Annotated in this window: 22 protein-coding genes; 13 read left to right on the top strand and 9 right to left on the bottom strand. The window is 64.5% G+C overall.

Translation table 11 applies throughout. The features are described 5' to 3' along the window. Positions 1 to 169 precede the first annotated feature (169 nt). Positions 170 to 1,339, top strand: coding sequence for an amidohydrolase (locus IE266_RS16820; RefSeq protein WP_229864213.1), 1,170 nt, complete (start codon positions 170 to 172; stop codon positions 1,337 to 1,339). Positions 1,340 to 1,412: 73 nt separating this feature from the next. Continuing rightward, positions 1,413 to 1,598 (top strand): hypothetical protein, encoded by a 186-nt coding sequence (locus tag IE266_RS16815; RefSeq protein ID WP_189681266.1) that lies wholly within the window; start codon positions 1,413 to 1,415, stop codon positions 1,596 to 1,598. Here the strand turns inward: IE266_RS16815 and metG are convergent. Further along, positions 1,595 to 3,313 carry a methionine--tRNA ligase gene (metG, locus tag IE266_RS16810; RefSeq protein WP_189681265.1) on the bottom strand — a complete coding sequence of 573 codons (1,719 nt, stop codon included), beginning with the start codon at positions 3,311 to 3,313 and terminating at the stop codon, positions 1,595 to 1,597. The genes IE266_RS16815 and metG overlap by 4 nt on opposite strands. Positions 3,314 to 3,402: 89 nt before the next feature. Then, positions 3,403 to 3,906, bottom strand: a complete 504-nt coding sequence (locus IE266_RS16805; RefSeq protein ID WP_229864211.1) for a hypothetical protein — start codon at positions 3,904 to 3,906, stop codon at positions 3,403 to 3,405. Positions 3,907 to 4,055: 149 nt separating this feature from the next. Here IE266_RS16805 and IE266_RS16800 point away from each other — a divergent pair, with 149 nt between their 5' ends. Then, positions 4,056 to 4,463, top strand: a complete 408-nt coding sequence (locus IE266_RS16800) for a SufE family protein (RefSeq protein ID WP_189681263.1) — start codon at positions 4,056 to 4,058, stop codon at positions 4,461 to 4,463. Positions 4,464 to 4,597: 134 nt separating this feature from the next. On the opposite strand, the gene IE266_RS16795 is transcribed toward IE266_RS16800, so the two are convergent. Then, complete coding sequence (locus IE266_RS16795) at positions 4,598 to 5,254, bottom strand: DUF1638 domain-containing protein (RefSeq protein WP_189681262.1); 657 nt, start codon at positions 5,252 to 5,254, stop codon at positions 4,598 to 4,600. Positions 5,255 to 5,362: 108 nt separating this feature from the next. On the opposite strand from IE266_RS16795, the gene IE266_RS16790 reads away from it, so the two are divergent. Beyond that, positions 5,363 to 5,848 carry a hypothetical protein gene (locus IE266_RS16790; RefSeq protein WP_189681261.1) on the top strand — a complete coding sequence of 162 codons (486 nt, stop codon included), beginning with the start codon at positions 5,363 to 5,365 and terminating at the stop codon, positions 5,846 to 5,848. A gap of 73 nt (positions 5,849 to 5,921) precedes the next feature. Here the strand turns inward: IE266_RS16790 and IE266_RS16785 are convergent, their stop codons facing one another. Then, entirely contained in the window at positions 5,922 to 6,620 is a 699-nt protein-coding gene (locus tag IE266_RS16785; protein WP_189681260.1) for a cobalamin B12-binding domain-containing protein, read from the bottom strand. Positions 6,621 to 6,818: 198 nt separating this feature from the next. On the opposite strand from IE266_RS16785, the gene IE266_RS16780 reads away from it, so the two are divergent. Further along, on the top strand, positions 6,819 to 7,898 hold the full coding sequence (locus IE266_RS16780; RefSeq protein WP_189681259.1) for a PA0069 family radical SAM protein: 1,080 nt from the start codon (positions 6,819 to 6,821) through the stop codon (positions 7,896 to 7,898). A 12-nt stretch (positions 7,899 to 7,910) separates the two neighbouring features. On the opposite strand, the gene bmt is transcribed toward IE266_RS16780, so the two are convergent. Together bmt and IE266_RS16770 are read right to left on the bottom strand one after the other, a co-directional pair. Next, on the bottom strand, positions 7,911 to 8,927 hold the full coding sequence (bmt, locus tag IE266_RS16775) for a betaine--homocysteine S-methyltransferase (protein WP_189681258.1): 1,017 nt from the start codon (positions 8,925 to 8,927) through the stop codon (positions 7,911 to 7,913). Between the two features lie 231 nt (positions 8,928 to 9,158). After that, on the bottom strand, positions 9,159 to 9,476 hold the full coding sequence (locus IE266_RS16770) for a DUF1476 domain-containing protein (RefSeq protein WP_189681257.1): 318 nt from the start codon (positions 9,474 to 9,476) through the stop codon (positions 9,159 to 9,161). A gap of 165 nt (positions 9,477 to 9,641) precedes the next feature. On the opposite strand from IE266_RS16770, the gene purC reads away from it, so the two are divergent. The 5 genes from purC (at position 9,642) to IE266_RS16745 (ending at position 14,744) form a co-directional block, all read left to right on the top strand. Further along, positions 9,642 to 10,403 (top strand): phosphoribosylaminoimidazolesuccinocarboxamide synthase, encoded by a 762-nt coding sequence (purC, locus tag IE266_RS16765; RefSeq protein ID WP_189681256.1) that lies wholly within the window; start codon positions 9,642 to 9,644, stop codon positions 10,401 to 10,403. A 116-nt stretch (positions 10,404 to 10,519) separates the two neighbouring features. Beyond that, the gene (purS, locus tag IE266_RS16760) at positions 10,520 to 10,750 is read left to right on the top strand and encodes a phosphoribosylformylglycinamidine synthase subunit PurS (protein WP_189681255.1); all 231 of its coding nucleotides are present in this window, start codon (positions 10,520 to 10,522) and stop codon (positions 10,748 to 10,750) included. A 165-nt stretch (positions 10,751 to 10,915) separates the two neighbouring features. Continuing rightward, the gene (gene purQ, locus IE266_RS16755) at positions 10,916 to 11,584 is read left to right on the top strand and encodes a phosphoribosylformylglycinamidine synthase subunit PurQ (RefSeq protein ID WP_189681254.1); all 669 of its coding nucleotides are present in this window, start codon (positions 10,916 to 10,918) and stop codon (positions 11,582 to 11,584) included. A gap of 36 nt (positions 11,585 to 11,620) precedes the next feature. Further along, positions 11,621 to 13,396 carry a sensor histidine kinase gene (locus IE266_RS16750; protein ID WP_189681253.1) on the top strand — a complete coding sequence of 592 codons (1,776 nt, stop codon included), beginning with the start codon at positions 11,621 to 11,623 and terminating at the stop codon, positions 13,394 to 13,396. A gap of 13 nt (positions 13,397 to 13,409) precedes the next feature. Beyond that, entirely contained in the window at positions 13,410 to 14,744 is a 1,335-nt protein-coding gene (locus IE266_RS16745; RefSeq protein WP_189681252.1) for a sigma-54-dependent transcriptional regulator, read from the top strand. Between the two features lie 42 nt (positions 14,745 to 14,786). Here IE266_RS16745 and IE266_RS16740 read toward each other — a convergent pair whose 3' ends face one another. Next, on the bottom strand, positions 14,787 to 15,584 hold the full coding sequence (locus tag IE266_RS16740) for a helix-turn-helix domain-containing protein (RefSeq protein WP_189681251.1): 798 nt from the start codon (positions 15,582 to 15,584) through the stop codon (positions 14,787 to 14,789). 235 nt (positions 15,585 to 15,819) lie between these two features. Here IE266_RS16740 and IE266_RS16735 point away from each other — a divergent pair, with 235 nt between their 5' ends. Further along, positions 15,820 to 16,179 carry a hypothetical protein gene (locus tag IE266_RS16735; RefSeq protein ID WP_189681250.1) on the top strand — a complete coding sequence of 120 codons (360 nt, stop codon included), beginning with the start codon at positions 15,820 to 15,822 and terminating at the stop codon, positions 16,177 to 16,179. A gap of 6 nt (positions 16,180 to 16,185) precedes the next feature. On the opposite strand, the gene ilvN is transcribed toward IE266_RS16735, so the two are convergent. Then, a complete protein-coding gene (ilvN, locus tag IE266_RS16730; protein ID WP_189681249.1) occupies positions 16,186 to 16,746 on the bottom strand; it encodes an acetolactate synthase small subunit in 561 nt (186 codons plus the stop codon). A gap of 48 nt (positions 16,747 to 16,794) precedes the next feature. Then, positions 16,795 to 18,549 carry an acetolactate synthase 3 large subunit gene (locus IE266_RS16725; RefSeq protein ID WP_189681248.1) on the bottom strand — a complete coding sequence of 585 codons (1,755 nt, stop codon included), beginning with the start codon at positions 18,547 to 18,549 and terminating at the stop codon, positions 16,795 to 16,797. A 641-nt stretch (positions 18,550 to 19,190) separates the two neighbouring features. Between IE266_RS16725 and IE266_RS16720 the strand changes: the two genes are divergently transcribed. Then, positions 19,191 to 20,273 (top strand): TRAP transporter substrate-binding protein, encoded by a 1,083-nt coding sequence (locus IE266_RS16720; protein WP_189681247.1) that lies wholly within the window; start codon positions 19,191 to 19,193, stop codon positions 20,271 to 20,273. Positions 20,274 to 20,398: 125 nt separating this feature from the next. After that, entirely contained in the window at positions 20,399 to 21,289 is an 891-nt protein-coding gene (locus IE266_RS16715; RefSeq protein WP_189681246.1) for a TRAP transporter small permease subunit, read from the top strand. The last annotated feature ends 13 nt before the right edge of the window (positions 21,290 to 21,302 follow it).

The raw sequence follows: 21,302 nt of genomic DNA, 5'->3' as shown, positions 1-21,302 counted from the left end.
CGGGACATTCTGACCCTGCAAGTCTCTTCTCGCACGGGATCATGTGGCCGTTGCGACGGCGAGCGGGTAAGATTGTGGCACTGTTTCCGGCCCCGTGCGGGTGCCGGAAGGCAGGGAATGGATTGTTGCTGTTGCGCGGCGATCACGACCAGCAAGGAGAGACGGCACCATGATCCAGCTTGGCAACAGCGATATCGTCCAGCTGACCGCATTTCGGCGCGAGCTGCACCGCTTCCCCGAGGTCTCGGGGCAGGAGGAGGCCACTGCGCGGCGGGTGGTTGCGGCGTTGCGTGGAACCGGGCCGGACCGTATCGTGACCGGGCTGGGCGGGCATGGCGTTGCCGCCGTTTACGAAGGCACGAGCGAGGGGCCGAGCGTTCTTGTTCGCTGCGAGTTGGATGCGCTGCCGATCGAGGAACTGTCGGCGGCAGCGCATCGCTCGACCGTGCCAGGCACCGGTCATCTCTGCGGGCATGACGGGCATATGGCGGTGCTGATGGGGGTGGCGCGGGTGCTAGGGCGCAGCCGGCCCGAGCATGGGCGGATCGTGCTGCTGTTCCAGCCAGCCGAGGAGGATGGCTCGGGGGCGGCGAAGGTGCTGGCGGACCCGCAGTTCGAGGCGCTGAGGTCTGACTACGCGCTGTCGCTGCACAATATGCCGGGAATGCCGCTGGGGCAGGTGGCGCTGGCGGCGGGGCCGATGAACTGCGCCTCGCGCGGGGCGCTGATCAGGCTGCGGGGGCGCACGGCCCATGCCTCGATGCCCGAGACCGGGCTCTCGCCTATGGTGGCGCTTTCGCGGCTGATGCCGGCGCTGACGGCGCTGGGGCAGGGCAGCGGGCCTTCCGATCCGGGCTTTCGGCTGGTGACCGTGACCCATGCGCGGCTGGGCGAGCCCGCCTTCGGCATCGCGCCGGGCGAGGCCGAGCTATGGGCGACTCTGCGCACCACGCGCGATGAGGACATGGCGGCGCTGGTCGCCGCGGTGGAAGAGCTGGTCTTGGAGATGGGGGCGGGGCTGGTGCCCGAGATCGGCTATCACGACGTTTTCCGCGCCTGCGGGAACCACCCCGAGGCCACCGATATCCTGGCACGCGCGCTGACGGCCGAGGGGGTGTCATGGGATGCCGGCGACCTGCCGATGCGCGCCTCCGAGGATTTCGGGCGCTTCGGCGATGTCAGCAAGTCGGCGATGTTCCTGCTGGGTGCGGGCGAGGAGACGCCGGCGCTGCACAATCCCGATTACGATTTCCCCGACGAACTGATCCCGCTGGGCGCAGGGATCTTCCTTGCGGCGCTTGCCCAGGTGCCGGGAATCGGCGGTTTCAAGCCGGTGTGATCGAGTTCACTTACAAGCCCCGTATCCGAGACCTATCTGGCAAGGTAGGACATAGAAAAAGAGGGGAGCGATCATGCGCAGGGAAAACAGCGCGCGTGTGGTCAACGACGGGCTGACTAGCAGGAAGAAGGCAAAACGGCAATCGCGGCTGTTCATCACAGCGGTCGTGGTCTGTGCTGCGGCAATTGCCGGGGCAGGAGCGGTTCACAGCCACCACGCGCCGGCGCCAGAGACACCGGCGGCGCAGATGGAACACTAGCTGCGGACACCCGCGAAGCGGCTCTGCCAGTCTTCGCGCTGTTCGTCGGTGATCTTGGCGAAGAGCACATCTGGCACGCTGAAGGCATGGCCCGCGGGCAGTGCATCCAGGGCCGCGCCGACATCGCCCGGCCATTCGGTGTCGAGCGTGTTCATCGCCGATAGCATCCGTGCCGAGGCATCCGGGATGAAGGGCGCCGAGAGCGCTGCGTAGAGGCGGATCAGGTTCAGGCCCATGCGCACCTGCATCGCTGCTGTGGCCTCGTCGGTCTTGATCGTGGTCCAGGGCGCGGAGGATTGCAGGTATTCGTTGCCCGCGACCCAGATCGCGCGCAACTCCTGCGCCGACTTGCGGACCTCCATCGCGTCCATGAAGCCCTCGTAGGCGCGGACGCGTTCGTTCAGGGTGGCGATCAGCGCCTTTTCGGCCTCGCCCTGTTCGCCGCCTTCGGGCACCACTTCGCCGAACTTCGAGCGGCAGAACTTGGTGATGCGGCTGACGAAGTTGCCCAGTACGTCGGCCAGATCCTTGTTCACCGAAGCCTGGAAGTTCTCCCAGGTGAATTCGCTGTCGGAGCTTTCCGGCGCGTGGGAGAGCAGCCACCAGCGCCAGTAATCTGACGGCAGGATGCTCAGCGCCTGGTCCATGAAGACGCCGCGACCCTGCGAGGTCGAGAATTGGCCGCCATCATAGTTCAGGTAGTTGAAGGACTTGAGGTGGTCGACCAGCTTCCACGGCTCGCCCGAGCCGATGATCGTGGCCGGGAAGGAGAGCGTGTGGAAGGGCACGTTATCCTTGCCCATGAACTGGATGTAGCGAACGTCTTCCGCGCCCTTGTCGGTGCGCCACCAGCGTTCCCATTCGGAATCGGGCGCGCCGCGCGAGTCGGTCCATTCCTTGGCGCAGGCGATGTACTCGATGGGGGCGTCGAACCAGACGTAGAAGACCTTGCCCTCCATCCCCGGCCAGGGCTGATCGCCCTTCCGTACCGGGATTCCCCAGTCGAGATCGCGGGTGATGCCGCGGTCCTGCAGGCCGTCGCCGTCGTGCAGCCATTTCTTGGCGATCGAGGTGGTCAGGATCGGCCAGTCGGTCTTGGTGTCGATCCAGGCGTCGAGGTCATCCTTGAGCGCCGATTGGCGCAGGTAGAGGTGCTTGGTCTCGCGCACCTCGAGATCGGTGGAGCCTGAGACCGCCGAGCGCGGGTTGATGAGGTCGGTCGGGTCGAGCTGCTTGGTGCAGTTCTCGCATTGGTCGCCGCGCGCCTTGTCGTAACCGCAGTTGGGGCAGGTGCCCTCGATGTAGCGGTCGGGCAGAAAGCGATTGTCGGTGACCGAGAACATCTGCTTCTCGGAAACTTCGCGAATCAGCCCGGCCTCGGCCAGCTTGCCAGCGAAGTGCTGGGTCAGCCGGTGGTTCTGCGGCGAGGAGGAGCGGCCGAAGTGATCGAACGACAGACCGAAGCGGCGGGCGATGTCGGCCTGCACCTCGTGCATCTCGGCGCAGTATTCGGCCACCGGCTTGCCGGCCTTGGCGGCGGCGAGTTCGGCGGGGGTGCCATGTTCGTCGGTTGCGCAGAGGAACAGCACCTCGTTGCCGCGACCGCGCAGGTAGCGGGCGAAGAGGTCTGCCGGCAGCTGCGAGCCGACCAGGTTGCCGAGGTGCTTGATCCCGTTGATGTAGGGGATCGCCGAAGTGATGAGATAACGTGCCATGTCGTGCCCTTGAAGCCTCGCGCCGTCATAGCGCAAGGCCGCGACGAGGGCCAGCGTGGCAAGTCAGGGGAATAACGCGCGTCTCCGACCTAGCGGCGGCGCGATTCCATCGCGTTCTGGGCGGCAACCACGCGGACCACGCGGATGCGGGCCAGTTCCTGCTTGGAGAGGCTGTGCGCCTCGTGCACCGTGCGGGTCAGGTCGCTGCCAACGGGAGTGGCGCGGTTGGGGTAAACGATATTGAAGTCGAAGGTCAGAACACCGTTCTCGTCCGGGATCAGTTCCTTGTTGGACGGACGCAGCTTGGCCTGGAAGGGGCCCTGGCGCTCGGCGATGCCGGTCGCATAGACGATGGCGCCTGTATTGGTCGGCTCGATCCTGAGTTCGGTCACGCGGCCGATGGGCACGCTGCGATCGACGACTGGCCCCTTTTCGAGAATGCTGCTGCGCCTGGGGATCAGCGGGTTGACCGGCGAGGCGGTTTCCGTGGCCACGGCGACTTCCTTGCCGCGGCCGAACCAGTTGCGCGGATTGACCCGGGAATCGCGCCAGCCGCAGGAGGCCAGCACCAGGCTGGCCAGAATGAGAAGCATCAGGGGTTTGCGCATCGCCTGCCCGCGGTGTGTAATTGCCTCAGAAGGGGTTAACCCATCGCGCCGCGCTTGAAAAGCATGAAGGCGGGGTGGACAGCGCCGCGCCTGCGTCTTACCTCACGGGGCGCAGTGTTTCGGGGAACAAAGTCATGGCCAGCGCCGCCTTCGAAGAGATCGCCGAGGATTTCGAGTTTCTCGACGATTGGGAAGATCGCTATCGCCATGTCATCGAGCTGGGCAAGGCGATGGAGCCGCTGCCCGAGGCCCTGAAGGTGCCGGCCACCAAGGTCAGTGGCTGCGCCAGTCAGGTCTGGCTGCATCCGGTGATCGAGAAGGGGACGTTCCATTTCGACGGTGACAGCGACGCGCTGATCGTGCGCGGGCTGATCGCGCTGCTGCGTGCGCTCTACAACGGCCTGCCGGTTACGGAGGTTGCCGGGGTCGACGCGCGGGCGGAACTCGGGCGGCTGGGGCTGCATGACCACCTTTCTGCGCAGCGCTCGAACGGGTTGCGCGCCATGATCGAACGGATCCGTTCTGTGGCGGCGGCGCAATAGGGGGCTCTGCCCCCGCCGCCTTTGGCGGCTCCCCCGGAGGTATTTGTTGAAGAAGAGAAATCAGGGGCGCGGCGCCGACCTCTTCTGTGGTTCTTAAGGAGGCATCGCGGCGCAAGCGCGCGCGGCTTCCGCCGTCAGCGCCGCGCCCAGGCTTCCAGGGCGGTGGCGAGATCGCCGTAGCTGGTGAAACGGCGTTCGAAGGCGAGGCCGAGCCGGTCGGCGCAGGCGCGGGCGCGGGCGGTCAGGTCCGGGTCGTCGGTCTGGGCCTGGTAGACCAGCTTGGTGTAATTGCCGAAATACATGCCGATCAGTTCGGGGTGCCTGTCGAGGCCGAGCGGCTTCCAGACGAAGGCGTCGAACTGGCGAGCGAGGAAGTCGGTCAGGTAGAACGACGTTATTTCATCGTCATGGGCGGCGAAGTTCGCATTTCCCTCGAAGAAGGAATAGCAGTGCGGTCCGGCGATCATCTCGACCCCGAGCCTGGCGCAGGCCGCCTTGAGCAGACCGCCGGTGCCGCAATCGGCATAGACGACGAAGATGTCGTCATAGTCTGCGCGGTGCTTGTCGATGGCGGCTTCGACCGCGGCGGTGATCTTCTCGGGATGGTTGTGCAGGATCGCGGGCAGGCAGGTCACGTCGATATGGTCCCAGCCGTTGCGCGTCTTCAGCGCCAGGATCTCGCGCGCGAGCGCGCCGCAGGCGATCAGCAGCAGCCGACCGCGATGGGCAGGTGCAAGCCCTTCGTAGGTCAGCGTGCCAGGGTCGGGCTGGGTGTCGTCTCGCTCTGACACAAATCTAACCTGTGCGTGTGATCCTGTAGGATTTCCGGATTGAGGATGACGCTGGAGGGAACCGGGCGCAAGATCGGCGGCAGAGACAGTCCCAGGAGATCCGATGCCATGACCGCCCCGACCGCCTTGCCCGCGCCCAATGTCCGCCCGCTCGGCCTGATGTTCATTGCCGGCTTCCTCGCCACCATCGCCTTCGATCTCTGGGGGCAGCTCATCAGCCCCGGCCTGGGCTTCGCCGCGCTCTCGCCGCATGGCCTCGCGCGCAGCCTGCTCGAGAGCCTCGGCCTGCCGAGCGGCGATTTCGCGGGCTACTTCGTGCATTTCTACCTCGTCGGGCTGATCGGCTATCCGGTCGGCTGGCTGTTTATTTTCCGCCCGCTCTGGCACGCCGTGATGGGCGCGCGGTTCGGCTGGTTCGTGCCCTCGGCGATTTATGGCTTCGGCCTCTGGATCTTCGCCATCGGCGGGATTACCGCCATCGCTGGCCTGCCGCTGTTCCTGAACTTCACCGGCATCACCTGGGTCGCGCTGATCGGCCATGTGCTCTACGGCATCGTGCTGGGTGCGGTGGTGGCCCGGATCGAGGGGCGCTGACGCCGCCGGAACAAAACGGCCCGCAGGATGACCTGCGGGCCGACCATAGCTCTCAGCGCGCCGCAAGCGGGGGTCAGGCGTTCATGCTGTTGTGCTTGCGCGAGACGAAATGCTTGGCGGTTTCCACAGCGACGGCGGCATCGCGGCAGTAGGCGTCGGCGCCGATGGCCTTGCCGAATTCCTCGTTCAGGGGAGCGCCGCCCACCAGCACGATGTAGTTGTCGCGCTTGCCCTGTTCGACCAGCGTGTCGATCACCACTTTCATGTATGGCATCGTCGTGGTCAGCAGCGCCGACATGCCGAGGATATCGGGACCTTCGCGCTCAAGCGCCTCAAGGTATTTCTCGACCGAGTTGTTGATGCCGAGATCGACCACCTCGAAGCCGGCGCCCTCCATCATCATGCCGACGAGGTTCTTGCCGATATCGTGGATGTCGCCCTTGACGGTGCCGATGACCATCTTGCCGACGCGCGGCGCGCCGGTTTCTGCGAGCAGCGGCTTGAGGATGGCCATGCCGCCCTTCATCGCGTTTGCGGCAAGCAGCACCTCTGGCACGAAGAGGATGCCGTCGCGGAAGTCGGCGCCGACGATGGTCATGCCGCCCACCAGCGCCTTGGTCAGCACCTCGTAGGGTGCCCAGCCGCGTTCGAGCAGGATGTTCACGCCTTCCTCGATCTCTTCCTTGAGACCGTCGTAGAGGTCGTCGAACATCTGCTGGACCAGTTCCTCGTCGTCGAGTTCCGACAGGATGATCTCGTCTTCTTCCGACATGCGCGCGATTCCTTGCATTGAGGCCGGGGGCGCCCTTGGGGCGGTCTGTCGCACTTTTGGCGAAAGCGCGTGGCGCGCACTGCGTTAATTGCGACACTGGCCGCATCTGTTCCGACCTGCGGCGGGCCAATGGCGAGGCCGGGGCGGGCGTGTCGGGCGGCGCTTGCTGATGTTCCTCATTTGTTCTATATCTAATTCATGACCCCGAGCCTGCCCATCGACAAAGACCGTCGCCGAGCCCGTGGCGCCGCCAGCAATGCGCCCGGCAGGTTCGAGCCGAGCCGCAGCGCCGATTGGGATGGCTGGGACATGCCCGAGGAACTGCCGGCGCTGCGCACCGAGGTAGGAGTCGAGGTGCCAAAGAGCCTCATCACCTACAACCGCTCGCCCGACCTGCCGTTTGACCGGTCGATCAACCCATACCGGGGCTGCGAGCATGGCTGCATCTATTGTTTTGCGCGACCATCGCACGCCTATCTAGGCCTCTCGCCGGGGTTGGACTTCGAGACGCGGCTGATCGCCCGTCCTGCCGCGCCGGAGGTGCTGGCGCGTGAGCTGGGGGCGAAGTCGTATCGCGTCGCGCCGATTGCCATCGGCACCAATACCGACCCCTATCAGCCGGTCGAGCGGGACATGAGTATCACCCGCGGCTGCCTGGAAGTGCTGGCCGAGTGCGACCACCCGGTCGCCATCGTCACCAAGGGCACGCTGGTCGAGCGCGATCTCGACATTCTCGCGCCGATGGCGGAACGGGGATTGGTGCGGGTCGGGATCTCGTTGACGACGCTCGACGCCGACCTGTCGCGCCGGATGGAGCCGAGGGCACCGACACCGGCGCGTCGCCTCGCCACCATCCGCAGGCTCAGCGAAGCGGGCGTGCCGGTGCGGGTGATGACCTCGCCTATAGTCCCGGGGCTGACCGATCACGAGGTCGAGGCGCTGCTGGCGGCGGGGCGCGAGGCCGGTGCGAGTACGGCGAGCTGGATCATGCTGCGGCTGCCGCGCGAGGTTTCGGAGCTTTGGCAGGAATGGCTGGCTGAAAACGTACCGGGCAAGGCCGCCCGCATCATGGCGAGGCTGCGCGAGATGCACGGCGGCAAGGACTACGATGCGCGCTGGGGTCACCGGATGCGGGGCGAAGGCATTCATGCCGAGCTGATCGGCAAGAGGTTCAAGGCTGCGGCGCATCGGCTGGGGCTGGATGCGCCGAGTCCGCCGCTCGATTGCGGCCGGTTCCGGCCGCCGGTGCGGCCGGGGGATCAGCTTTCGCTGTTCTGAGGGGCTGCGGTGTCAGCCGCGCCGGCGGCGGCCGCGCTCACGGCGGGCAGCGTTCGGATCTTCGCCGGTGCCGTCGCTCGCCGAGCTGAAGGGGCCGATCTCTGCCTGGATGCGCTCGAGCGACGGGGCTTCGCCGCGCGGGCGGCTGTCGAGCGCGTCGCGCATGGAGCGCAGGTGCTCGGGCTTGGTGCCGCAGCAGCCGCCGATGATCTTGGCGCCGCAGTCCCGGGCCATCACCGCGTATTCCGCCATCAGAGCAGGGGTGCCGTCGTAGTGGATGTGGCCCTCGACGTATTTCGGGATGCCGGCGTTGCCCTTGGCGATGATCGGACGGCCGGTGCCCTGCGCGGTGAAGCCGAGCACGGTCCGCAACAGGTCCGAGGCACCGGTGCCGCAGTTGGCGCCATAGGCGAGGGGGGGCGGGTCGAGCGACTCGACCAGCTGCGCCAGCGCCGAGGAGGTGACCCCCATCATGGTGCGCCCGGCGGTGTCGAAGCTCATGGTGCCGCACCAAGGCAAGCCGGTGAGGGCGAAGGCCTTGGCGGCGGCGCGGTATTCCTCGGGCGCGCTGATGGTTTCGAGCCAGAGCACGTCGGCGCCGCCTTCCTTCAGCCCGTCAGCCTGTTCGTGGAACATCTCGACGGCCAGGGAATGCGAGAGGCTGCCGACCGGTTCCATGATCTCGCCCGTCGGGCCGACGGAGCCGGCGACCACCACCTTGCGCTCTGCCTTGTCGGCGACCTCGCGGCCGAGTTCGGCGCCGACGCGGTTCAGTTCGCGCACGCGCTTGTCAGCGCTGTGCAGCTTGAGCCGCGCAGCGGTGCCGCCGAAGGTATTGGTCAGAAAGAGGTCGCTGCCGGCGTCGACCGCGAACTGGTAGAGCGCAAGGATCTTCTTCGGCTCGGCGGTATTCCAGAGTTCGGGCGCTTCGCCGGCCTCGAGACCCATTGCGAATAGGTTGGTGCCGGTGGCGCCATCGGCGAGCAGAACGTCACGGGTGGCCAGCAGTTCGGAAAGCAGATCGCTCATGTCTTGTCGCTCCTTCACGGGGCTGCCGGCGCGCCGGCGGTTTCGCGACGGTCTGTCACGCGGGATGCGCCAAGGCAAACCCATTCTGCGCAACTTCTTCATGAGTTGGATTTGGGAAGGTGCCCCTTTCCGGGGCGCTGCGGGCCGCGGGGCGGCCGGCAGGTGTGGCGCCCACCGGAGGACGGCGATGCGGATCGCCGCCGGGCCGGAAGGCGCCGAAGGTCCTTGGGCTCAGCCCACTTCGTTCATGATCTGGTTCTTGGCGACGGGCATCAGCTCTTCCATCTTGGCGCGGATGGCGTCGGCGTCGGCCTTGCCGTCGAGGTCCTTGGCCACTTTGCGCACCACGTCCTCGTGGCCGGCTTCCTCAAAATCGGCCAGGACGACCGACTTGGCATATTCTGTGGCGTCGTCGCCCGACTTGCCCATCAGCTCGGCCGCCCAGAGACCGAGGAGCTTGTTCCGCCGTGCCACGGCCTTGAACATCATTTCCTCGTCATGGGCGAATTTGTTCTCGAAAGCGTTCTCGCGATTGTCGAAGGTGGTCATGGCAAAGAGTCCCCCTGGGATGAATTCGGCTTGTTGTCTGATATGCCGACGCGGCCGCGAAGGTGCAAGTGCCTGTCCCCTGCTTGCGACACTTCTCCCCTTGGACTATACGGCGCTACGCGCGCACGGGACTCAATCCGGGCCGCGTTTCCCGAAAGGCTGGCTATGGCGCGTCGCAAGAAAATCTATGAAGGCAAGGCCAAGATCCTGTACGAAGGCCCGGAGCCGGGAACCATCGTTCAGTATTTCAAGGACGACGCCACCGCGTTCAACGCCCAGAAGAAGGACGTGATCGACGGCAAGGGCGTCCTGAACAACCGGCTGTCCGAGTATTTCATGACCGGTCTGAACCAGATCGGCGTGCCGACTCACTTCATTCGCCGCCTGAACATGCGCGAGCAGCTTGTCCGCGCCTGCGAGATCATCCCGCTGGAAGTGGTGGTGCGCAATTATGCCGCGGGCTCGCTGTCCAAGCGTCTGGGCATCGAAGAGGGCCAGCAGCTGCCCCGGCCGATCGTCGAATACTACTTCAAGGACGACAAGCTGGGTGACCCGATGGTCACCGAAGAGCATATCGCTGCCTTCGGCTGGGCCAGCCAGCAGGACATGGACGACATCCTGAGCCTCGCGCTGCGGGTCAACGACTTCCTTTCGGGCCTCATGCTGGGCGTCGGCATCCGCCTGATCGACTTCAAGATCGAGATCGGCCGGATCTATGACGGCGACTTCCAGCGCCTGGTCGTGGCCGATGAGATCAGCCCCGACAGCTGCCGCCTGTGGGACATCAGCTCGGGCCGCAAGCTCGACAAGGACGTGTTCCGGCGCGACCTGGGCAACCTTACGGATGCCTATTCCGAAGTTGCGCGGCGGCTTGGCGTGATGCCGAACGAGCCCACCCAGATGACCAAGCCGAAGCTCATCAACTGAGCTTGGATCAAGGCCGGAGGGCAGGGACCACGTCCCGCCCCCGGCACCGCGCGCACCCGGGTTGACAGTGCCCGCCGCTTGCGCGAAGCAGCCTCAACCATTCAAGAGGGTCGGACATGCGGGCAATCGTCAAGGTAATGCTGAAGGACGGGGTTCTGGATCCACAGGGCGAGGCCGTGCGCCACGCGCTGGGGGCACTGGGCTTTGCCGGGATCAACGGCGTGCGCCAGGGCAAGTTGATCGAGCTCGATCTCGCCGAGGGCGCGACCGAAGCGCAGGTCAAGGAAATGTGCGAGAAGCTCCTCGCCAATACGGTGATCGAGAGCTATCGCATCGAAATGGCCTGAGGTCGCGCGGGGCCGGGCCGGCAACGGGGGCATTGTCCATCTGGACACAGGGCGGGGCTTGTGGTTTGTGCCCCCTATGCTCACCCTGATCGGCCTGGCGTCGCTGGTCCTTGCCTTGCTGCCCTGGTGGGCGGCCAACCGCATCGTCTTCCTGAGAGGTCAGACATGAAAGCCGCCGTCATCGTTTTCCCCGGGTCCAACTGCGACCGCGACCTGGCCGAAGCCTTCCGCGCCGCCGGGGCCGATGTCACCATGGTCTGGCACAAGGACAGCGACCTGCCCAAAGGCGTCGATATCGTCGGCATTCCCGGTGGCTTCTCCTTCGGGGACTACCTTCGCTGTGGCGCCATCGCCTCGCGCTCGCCGATCTGTTCGGCGGTGGTCGAGCACACCAAGCGCGGTGGCTATGCGATGGGCGTGTGCAACGGCTTCCAGGTGCTGACCGAGACCGGCATCCTGCCGGGCGCGCTGCTGCGCAACGCCGGGTTGAAATACATCTGCAAGACCGTTCAGTTGAAGGTCGAGACGTCGAACAGCGCCTTTACCTCGGGCTATAACGCCGGCGATGTTCTGGGTATTCCGATCGCGCACCACGACGGCAACTACTATGCCGATGCCGCCACGCTGGATGCGCTGAAGGGCGAGGACCGCGTGGCCTTCACCTATGCCGAGAACCCGAACGGGTCGCAGCGCGACATCGCCGGGGTGCTTTCGGCCAACCGGCGCGTGCTCGGCATGATGCCGCACCCGGAGCGGGCGGCGGATCCCGGCCACGGAGGCACCGACGGAGCGGCAATGTTCCGCGCGCTGGTCGGTGTGCTGACACCGGCGTGACTTGAGCGGGACGCGGGGTTTCATTACCCTTCGTCCATGGCGAACACGCGCAACCCCTTGCAATCGACCCTAATCCTGCCCCGCACGGATACCATAAGCTGGCGCGTGCGCCTGTCCCTTCTGGCGTTGCTGGCGGTTGCGGTCGCCACGGTCTGGACTACCAACCGGTTGCTGACCGACCGTTTCACCGCCACGACCCGCAGCCGGGCCGAGCTTCGCCTGGCGCTTTACAGCGGCAACCTGTTGAGCGAGCTGCGCCGCAATGCCATCGTGCCGCAGCTTCTGGCGCGTGACCCGACGCTGATCAGCGCGCTGGAGACGCGGAACTTTGCCGAATCGACCGACCGCCTGACCTCCTTCGTCGAGGAGATCGGCGCCGCCGGTCTGATGATGCTGGACGGCGAGGGGCGCACGGTTGCCGCGACCGAGAACCGGTTGCTGGGCACCGCCCACCAGGAAGAACCCTATTTCATCGAGGCGATGCGCTCGAACGCGACGGTCTTCTCGGTGATCGAGCGCAGCGGCGCGGGCTATCGCTTCATCTATTCGCGCCGGGTCGAGAGCGGACAGGCGGCGCTTGGCGTCATCGTGGTCGAGGTCGACCTGCAGAAGTTCGAACGGGCCTGGGCGGGCATATCGGACGCGGTGCTCGTGGCCGACAGTACGGGCCGGATCGTGCTGGCCACCGAGTCGCGCTGGCGCGGGCTGTCGGAGGACGTAGCGCTAAAGCGGCAGGATCCGCAGAGCGCGATCCAGCGCGCGATCCGTGCCACTGCCGACTGGACCGCGCTGCCGGCCGACGCCTATATCCAGGGCGAGGGCGTGATGCGCACCGAGACGCGCATTCCCTTCCGCGGCTGGCGCATGACCTCCTTCACCACCTATGCCTCGATCCGCGAACGGGTGAACGGGGTGCTGGCACTGGAGATCATGGGATTTGCCATTCTGCTCGCGCTGGCCTTTTACGCCCTGAGCCGGAAGACTGCGTTGCGCATGGCGTTGTTCCAGCGGGAGTCAGCGGAACTTCGCGCGCTGAACGCACGGTTACAGCGGGAAATTGCCGAGCGTGAAAGGGTGCAGGAGACCCTTGCGGTCACCGAACAATCGCTGGCGCAGAGCTCGAAATTGGCCGCACTTGGCGAAATGTCGGCGGCTGTCAGCCACGAATTGAACCAGCCGCTGGCGGCGATGAAGACCTATCTTGCCGGCGCGCGCCTGCTGATCCGGCGCAACCGGCCCGAGGAGGCGCTCTCCTCATTCGGGCGGATCGACGACCTGATCGAGCGCATGGGCGCGATCACCAGGCAGCTGAAATCCTATGCCAGGAAGGGCGGAGACGCCTTTGCGCCCTTCGACATGCGCGATGCGCTGGCCTCGTCGCTGTCGATGATGGAGCCGCAATTGCGCCAGCGGCAGGTGCAGATCACCCAGGTTCTGCCCGACCAGCCGGTGCGTGTGCTGGGCGACCGGATGCGGATCGAGCAGGTGATGGTGAACCTGCTGCGCAACGCGCTGGACGCGATCAAGTCGGTTTCCGACCCCGAGGTGCAGATCATCCTGGCCGCCGGCGCGACCGCGACGCTGACCGTGCGGGACAACGGCGACGGGATCGAGGACTTGGATTCCTTGTTCGAGCCCTTTTATACGACCAAGCAACCCGGCGACGGGGTCGGCCTGGGGCTGGCGATCTCCTCGGGGATCGTCAACGACCATGGCGGCCGGCTCACAGCGCGGAACGGACAGAGGGGTGGAGCAGTTTTCGAGATGCAACTGCCCATCGTAAAAGAGGACGGCGTCGAAGCCGCCGAATGAGAGGTACGCCCGAATGGCCCAGGCAATGAAGATCGCAATTGTCGACGACGAACAGGATATGCGCCAGTCCATCAGCCAGTGGCTGGCTCTCTCGGGATATGACACCGAGACTTTCTCGAGCGCAGAGGACGCACTGCGGGTGCTGGGGCCGGACTATCCGGGCATCGTGATCTCGGACATCAAGATGCCTGGCATGGACGGGATGCAGTTCCTCAAGAAGCTGATGGGCTCGGATTCCGCGCTGCCGGTCATAATGATCACGGGTCACGGCGATGTGCCGATGGCGGTAGAGGCGATGCGTGTCGGCGCATTCGACTTCCTAGAAAAGCCGTTCAACCCGGACCACATGTCGCGTCTGGCCAAGCGCGCCACCGGCGCGCGCCGGCTGGTGCTCGACAACCGGGCGCTGCGGCGCGAGCTGTCGGACGGCGGTCAGATCATGAAGAAGCTGATCGGCGCGAGCCCGGTAATGGCGCGGCTCAAGGAAGACATCCTCGACCTCGGTCAGGCCGACGGACACGTGCTGATCGACGGCGAGACCGGGACCGGCAAGACGCTGGTGGCCCACGCGCTCCACGCGGTTGGCAGCCGCGCCGGCAAAAAATTCGTGCTGGTGAGTTGCGGCGCGCTGGAGGAGCAGGCGCTGGCCAAGCGGCTGTTCGGGCCGATGCAGCCCGAGGATACCCAGCTTCCGGCCATTGAAGAGGCCCGCGGTGGCACCTTGGTGCTCGAGGATATCGAGGCGCTGACGGACTCGCTGCAGGCCCGCTTGCTGTCGGTCATCAACGAGCAGGGCACCCCGGCCGAGACCCGGATCGTGGCGATCTCGAACCTGCAGGAGGCCGGCCGAAAGACCGAGGACGTGCTGCGCCCGGACCTGTTCTATCGCCTGGCGGCGCTGCGCATCACGGTGCCGCCGCTGCGCCAGCGCGGCGAGGACATCCTGACGCTCTTCACCCGGCTATCCGAGCAGTTCGCCGAGGAATACGGCTGCGACGCGCCGAAGGTCAGCGCACAGGAGGCCGCGCAGCTGCTCCAGGCGCCCTGGCCGGGCAACGTGCGCCAGCTCATCAACATCGCCGAGCGTGCGGTGCTGCAGTCGCGGCGCGGGTCGGGCACCATCGCCTCGCTGCTGATGAGCGACCACGAGGAGATGCAGCCGGTGATGACCACGGAAGGCAAGCCCCTGAAGGAATACGTGGAAGCATTCGAGCGTATGCTGATCGACAATACGATGCGGCGCCACAAGGGCTCGATCGCATCCGTGATGGACGAGCTTTGCCTGCCGCGTCGGACGCTGAACGAGAAGATGGCGAAATACGGCTTGCAGCGCTCGGATTACACCTAAAACAGAGGCCGTCGGAAGACGGCTGGCAGCTCCCCGGCCGGCCTAGCGGAAGGGCTCTTTCACCTGCAGAAGCCGCACGTGGAAGGGCAAAAGATCTTCTTCCTTGTAGAACCCGGTTTTGCGCGCTGCGGGGAATGCTTTGCGAGCGGTAGGGCCTAGGTATTCGTAAACCATGCGGGCGACGCGGCTGCCGTGAGCAGTTTCGCGCATCGGACGTGCCACGTAACCGACCCAGAAGTTGTTCTCGAAGGAGTTGATCCTGCTCAGGAAGTTGAATGAACTGGTCAGCGCGTTACGGCGCGAGACGACCATGGCCACGCCTTCTTCTTGCTGGGAGACATAGCCCCGGAACTCGCGCGAGCGGGCATCTTGCGGCAGACCTTGGGCTTGCATTGCCTCGCGGGCTTCAAAGCCGCGCAGGAAAGTCATGTCGCCATCGCGGAAGATGTAGACGAGGCCGACGACATATTGCCCTTCGTTCGAAAAACTGCGCCGGGTGAAACGATAGAATCCCGAGGGAAAGTAGTCGTCGGGTATGTCCTTTACGCCCTTTGCGAGGAAATCGGCCAGAAAGGGGTGGCTGGTCGCTTGCTTGGGGCCGATAAGCGTTTCAACCGGTTCGAGCAGTATTCGCGCATCGACCCCGAAGAATTCGCAGATGCGGTCAAGAACGTCCGGGCGCGGGAAACTTTCGCCCGAGAGATAGCGATTGAACTGGGTCCGATTGATCCCGAGTTGTCGCGACAGTTCCGAAATCGACGGGTATTGCGTCGACAGGCGCCTGAGGTTGCTGCCGAACATGTTGCGCAGGTCCGCCGGAGATCGTGTCTGTCGTGCCATCGTGGTCCCTTGTTCTCCCTGTGATTGTATTATTGTGGCAATTTACTACCTGCAATAAAGATTAACAAATCCTGGGCTTTGCGACCTGACGCTGATTGGCGTCATGGCTGGTGCCAATTAACGCCAGAAGCGTATCCGCTCCGACACAAATTGCAAGACAGAGACACTGAATAGGCCATGTTTGTGCAATGCATTTTGCCGCAAAGTCGGAGCATTGGCGGATGTGAGTCATGAAATGTTCGGCGTAGTGCTATGGAGCGACAAACGCGAGCGACATGCCGTGATCTGGTGCGAAGATCACGGGGAACTGGCTTTCTGTCTGCAGGACGATCAGCAGATCGGCGTAAATCTGGACGCGGGTGACTGGATCCAGTTCGACCTTGCCACGGTTCGGCATCAGAGAGTGGCCAGCAATCCCAGACTGGTTGCCGAGGGGTTGTTCTGCGGATTGGCCGACCGGTTGAGCGCAGTGGCATCGAAGGCGGCAGGCGCCGTTTCGCACCGCGGGGCCGAGGTCATTCCACTTCGGCGCCCGGCTGCCAATGATCCCGGCGCCTGGAGACGGCGCAGGGACAGTTCTCTGGAGCCGGTCTGAGCCCCCTTAGGCGCCGCGCAGCAGCGCCGCTACTCCGGTGCGCGCGATCTCGGTCAGGCCGAGCGGGCGCATCAGCTCGGCAAAGGCTTCGATCTTGTCCGGCGCGCCGGTGATCTCGAAAACGAAGCTGTTGAGCGTCGAATCCACCACGCTGGCGCGGAAGATGTCGGCGAGGCGCAGCGCCTCGACCCGCTTCTCGCTGGTGCCGACGACCTTGAGCATGGCCAGTTCCCGTTCGACGCTGGGGCCTTCGACGGTGAGGTCATGCACCTCGTGCACCACCACGATGCGGCCGAGCTGGGCCTTGATCTGCTCGATCACCTGCGGCGTGCCGGTGGTGACGATGGTGATGCGGCTGAGGTGGCCGGTATGGTCGACCTCGGCCACGGTCAGGCTTTCGATGTTGTAGCCGCGACCCGAGAATAGGCCGATGACACGGGCCAGGACGCCGGGTTCGTTCTCGACCAGAACGGCGAGCGTGTGGCGTTCCTCGATCTCGGAGAAGCTGGGGCGCAGGTTGTAGGCGGAGTGGCTGGTTGCGCCTTTGGTGATGTGCAGGGGGGACATGATCTTCTCGTTCCTCTGAATGCAAATGAACTGGGGTGGCGCCTGGTCTCAGACCAGCACCGACCCCTTGGTGTCGATCACGCCCTTCGTCTCGGCATTGCCGAGCAGCATCTCGTTGTGCGCCTTGCCCGAAGGGATCATCGGGAAGCAGTTCTCGTGCTTCTCGACCAGGCAGTCGAAGATCACGGGCCCGTCGTGGTTCAGCATCTCCATGATCGCATCATCCAGATCGGCGGGATCCTTGCAGAGGATCCCCTTGGCGCCAAAGGCCTCGGCCAACTTGACGAAATCGGGCAGCGCCTCGGACCAGGAATGCGAGAAGCGGCCGCCGTGCAGCAGGTCCTGCCACTGGCGCACCATGCCGAGGCGTTCGTTGTTCAGGATGAACTGCTTTACCGGCAGGCGGAACTGCACTGCAGTGCCCATTTCCTGCATGTTCATGAGCCAGGAGGCCTCGCCCGCGACGTTGATGACCAGCGCCTCGGGGTGCGCCATCTGCACGCCGATCGAGGCGGGGAAGCCATAGCCCATGGTGCCGAGACCACCGGAGGTCATCCAGTGGTTGGGGTCCTCGAAATGCAGGAATTGCGCCGCCCACATCTGGTGTTGGCCGACTTCGGTGGTGATGAAGCGGTCTTTTCGGTGCTTGGTCAGCGCCTCGAGCCGTTCCAGCGCGTATTGCGGTTTGATCGAAGTGGTCGACGGTGTGTAGTCGAGGCAGCGGACCTTGCGCCACTCCTCGATCTGGCTGTGCCATTTGGCCACTGACTCGGCCTCGGTCTTGCGGCCGCGTGCCTTCCAGACCTTGAGGATGTCCTCGAGGACATGGGCGACGTCACCGACGATCGGGATGTCGGCCTTGATCACCTTGTTGATCGAGGAGGGATCGATGTCGATATGCGCCTTCTTCGACTTCGGGCTGAAAGCGTCAATGCGGCCGGTGATACGGTCATCGAAGCGGGCGCCGATGTTGATCATCAAGTCGCAGCCGTGCATCGCCAGGTTGGCCTCGTAGAGGCCGTGCATACCCAGCATCCCGAGCCAGTTCTTGCCGCTGGCCGGATAGCTGCCGAGACCCATCAGGGTCGAGGTGACGGGGAAGCCGGTGGCGTCGACCAGTTCGCGCAGCAGGATGCTGGCGGCCGGGCCGGAATTCACGACGCCGCCGCCAGTGTAGAAGACCGGACGCTTGGCCTTTTCCATCGCGGCGACCAACTCGGTGATCGCATCCATGTCGCCTTTGAGCTTGGGCTGGTAGTGCGAGGTCGAGGGTTTCGGCGGCGCATAGGTGCCGGTTGCGAACTGCACGTCCTTAGGGATGTCGATCAGCACGGGGCCGGGACGGCCGGAACGGGCGACGTGGAAGGCTTCATGGATGGTTCCGGCCAGGCGCTCGGTGTCCTTCACCAGCCAGTTGTGTTTGGTGCAGGGGCGGGTGATGCCGACGGTATCGGCCTCCTGGAAGGCGTCCGAGCCGATCAGGAAGGTCGGCACCTGGGCGGAGATGACCAGGATCGGGATGGAGTCGAGCAGCGCGTCGGTCAGGCCGGTGACGGTGTTGGTCGCGCCGGGGCCCGAGGTGACGAGGCAGACGCCGACCTTGCCGGTTGATCGGGCATAGCCTTCGGCGGCGTGCACCGCGCCCTGTTCGTGCCGCACCAGGATGTGACGGATGTCGTTCTGCTGGAAGATCTCGTCATAGATCGGCAGCGCCGCACCGCCGGGATAGCCGAAAATCGTGTCGACGCCCTGGTCCTTCAGCGCCTTTACGACGATCTTCGCGCCCGTCATTTCCCGTGTCATCTGTCTTGCTCCATCTTGCGGGTCATCCTGCCGCCGAACATAAAAAAGCCCCCGAGGATATCGGAGGCGCATGGGTAGGGATCTGGATATCCGTCACCGGCCCATGCGATTCGTTCCTACGATTACGACTAGGGTGATCATGCCCCGGGACTCCAGTTTCGTGTGCGCGGACCTTATGGAGGTCGGGCAGAGGCGTCAACCTTCAAAGCGGCGAAAAAGATGATCGTGTGGGTGGATTTTAGGTAATTATGTTGCGCGCGCGCCATTTCTGACGACTTTATCGAAAAGCGCCGATGTAAGTAAGAGTACGTACTTGGAAACCGTAGCCGCGGGCTCCGCGCCGAGACGGGCGGGCGACGGGACGGGGTCCGGAAGGTATTGATCGAATGTGCGAATCATCGCGTTTTGGCTTGATTTCAGACGGTCTGGCGGCCGTTCGCGGGGGCAAGGCGAGGGGCGGGTACAGCCCTTGAATGGGCGGGCCAGGGCCGATGCGGGCAGCGCAGAGCCCCGGACGCTACGCAATCACATCCATGATTTGCTATTCACAACGAGAGACAAATGGCTAGGGTAGCAACACTTTTGAGAAAGCCGGGGACACAACCGGTCCCCAAGAGCATAAAAAACGGGAGGAGAACTACATGGATCGTCGATCGTTCCTGAAGACGACCGCGTTGGGCGGAAGCGCGGCTGCGGCCACCACACTGGCCGCGCCGGCCTACGCCCAGGGCAAGCGGACCCTGACAATGGTAACGACCTGGGGCCGTGGCCTCGCCGGTGTGCATGATTCCGCGCAATACTGCGCCGACAAGATCACCGCAGCTACCGATGGGATGCTGACCATCGACCTCAAGGCCGCTGGCGAACTCGTGGGGGCCTTCGAGGTCTTCGACGCAGTGACCTCGGGCCAGGCCGACATGTACCACGGCGCCGACTACTACTTCACCGGTCAGCACCCGGGCTACCAGTTCTTCACCGCAGCGCCCTTCGGGATGACCGCGCAGGAGATCGTCAACTGGTATTACCACGGCGGCGGACTCGGCTTCCACGACGAGCTCGGCCAGATCTTCGGGCTGAAGTCCTTCCTGGCCGGCAACACCGGCGCGCAGGCTGGCGGTTGGTTCCGCAAGGAGATCAACGGTCCCGAGGACTTCAACGGCCTCAAGTTCCGGATGCCCGGCATGGGCGGCCAGGCACTTGGCAAGCTCGGCTGCTCGGTTCAGAACCTGCCCGGCGCGGAAGTGTACCAGGCACTGTCGTCTGGCGCGATCGACGGTACCGAGTGGATCGGTCCCTGGGCCGACGAGAAGGCGGGCTTCCAGGAGATCACCAAGTTCTACTACACCGCCGGCTTCCACGAGCCGGGTGCGGCGCTCTCGCTGGCGACCAACCGCGACGTCTTCGACAGCCTGTCGCCTGCGCACCAGCAGATCATCGAGCAGGTGGCCAGCGCCTCGCACCAGTGGACCCTGGCGCTGTTCCTGGCCAACAACTCGGCGGCGCTGGGTCGTCTGCGGGCAGGTGGCGTGAAGACGCTGCAGTTCCCGGATTCGGTCTGGGATGCCTTCGGCAAGGCGTCGAAAGAGACCCTCGACCAGTATATGGGCGACGAGCTCTTCGCCAAGATCCGGGCGAGCGTCGATGCGTCGATGCGCGAGTCCTCGGCCTGGCTGGCCCTGTCGGACGGCGCCTATACCGCGCAGCGCGACCGCGTTCTGGGCTGATCGGCACATAAGTGCAGCAAAGCGGGTCCGCGCCATGCGCGGGCCCGACATGACCGGAATACCGGCATAAGAACCAAAAATAAGAACCGGACCCCAAAAACAGGGCCAGGGAGGATAAAGACGTCATGATTGACGCGATCATCTGGTTGTTCAGCCAGATATTCGGCGGATTCTACAATCTCGCCTATGCACTCACGCATCCATCGCTATGGCTCGACTGGTCCAACAAGGAGGCGATCATGCGGGTCGTCTACTATGGCGGCTCGGTCGAGTTCTTTTTCGTGATGTTCGACCTGTTCCTGCTCTTGACCATCGCGGTCATGGCCAACCGGCGGTTCGGCTGGGCGACGGTGCGCTTCATGGAGGGCTTCGGCAACCTCTTCGGACGGGTCTTTGCATGGGCCGGCCTGATCATGGTGCTGCAGCAGATCGTGGTCGTCTTCATCCAGCGCGTGTTTGCCCGGGCAGACATGGTCTTCGGCTTCGGCATTCCGCTGCAATATGACATCAGCTGGTGGGGCGAGGAGCTGAAGCTCTACAACGCCATCATCATCGCGCTCTGCGTCTCCTACACCTTCGTGCAGGGCGGGCACGTGCGGGTTGACCTCGTCTATTCAGCAGTGAGCTTCCGCGCCAAGAAGGTCATCGACATGGTCGGTTCGATGATCTTCATGCTGCCGATGTCCGTCGTTATCTGGATGTACGGCTGGTACTTCATGTGGCGGCACCTGATCGTGCCCAAGCCCTCGGCCAGCGACACGCTGGAGCGGCTGGTGATGAAGGCGAAGGCGCTGCGCTGGAACGTCGAACGGATCGGCTTCAGCCCCAACGGCTTTGACCATTACTACATGTTCAAGGTCCTGCTTTGCCTCTTCGCGGCCATGATCTTCATCCATTCCTTCACCTTCCTCTACCGCTCGTGGCTCGAGTTCGTGGAAGGCGAGGCGAGCGCGGGCAAATACTTGGACCGAGACACGCTCGGCGAAGGTGAAGAAGCCTACGAAGGCACCCACTAGAATTTAGGAACAG

Source organism: Seohaeicola zhoushanensis, from assembly GCF_014656415.1.
GTDB classification, from domain to species: Bacteria; Pseudomonadota; Alphaproteobacteria; order Rhodobacterales; family Rhodobacteraceae; genus Seohaeicola_A; species Seohaeicola_A zhoushanensis.
The sequence above is the reverse complement of the archived record's forward strand: the minus strand, read 5'-3'. Positions and strand labels throughout refer to the sequence as shown.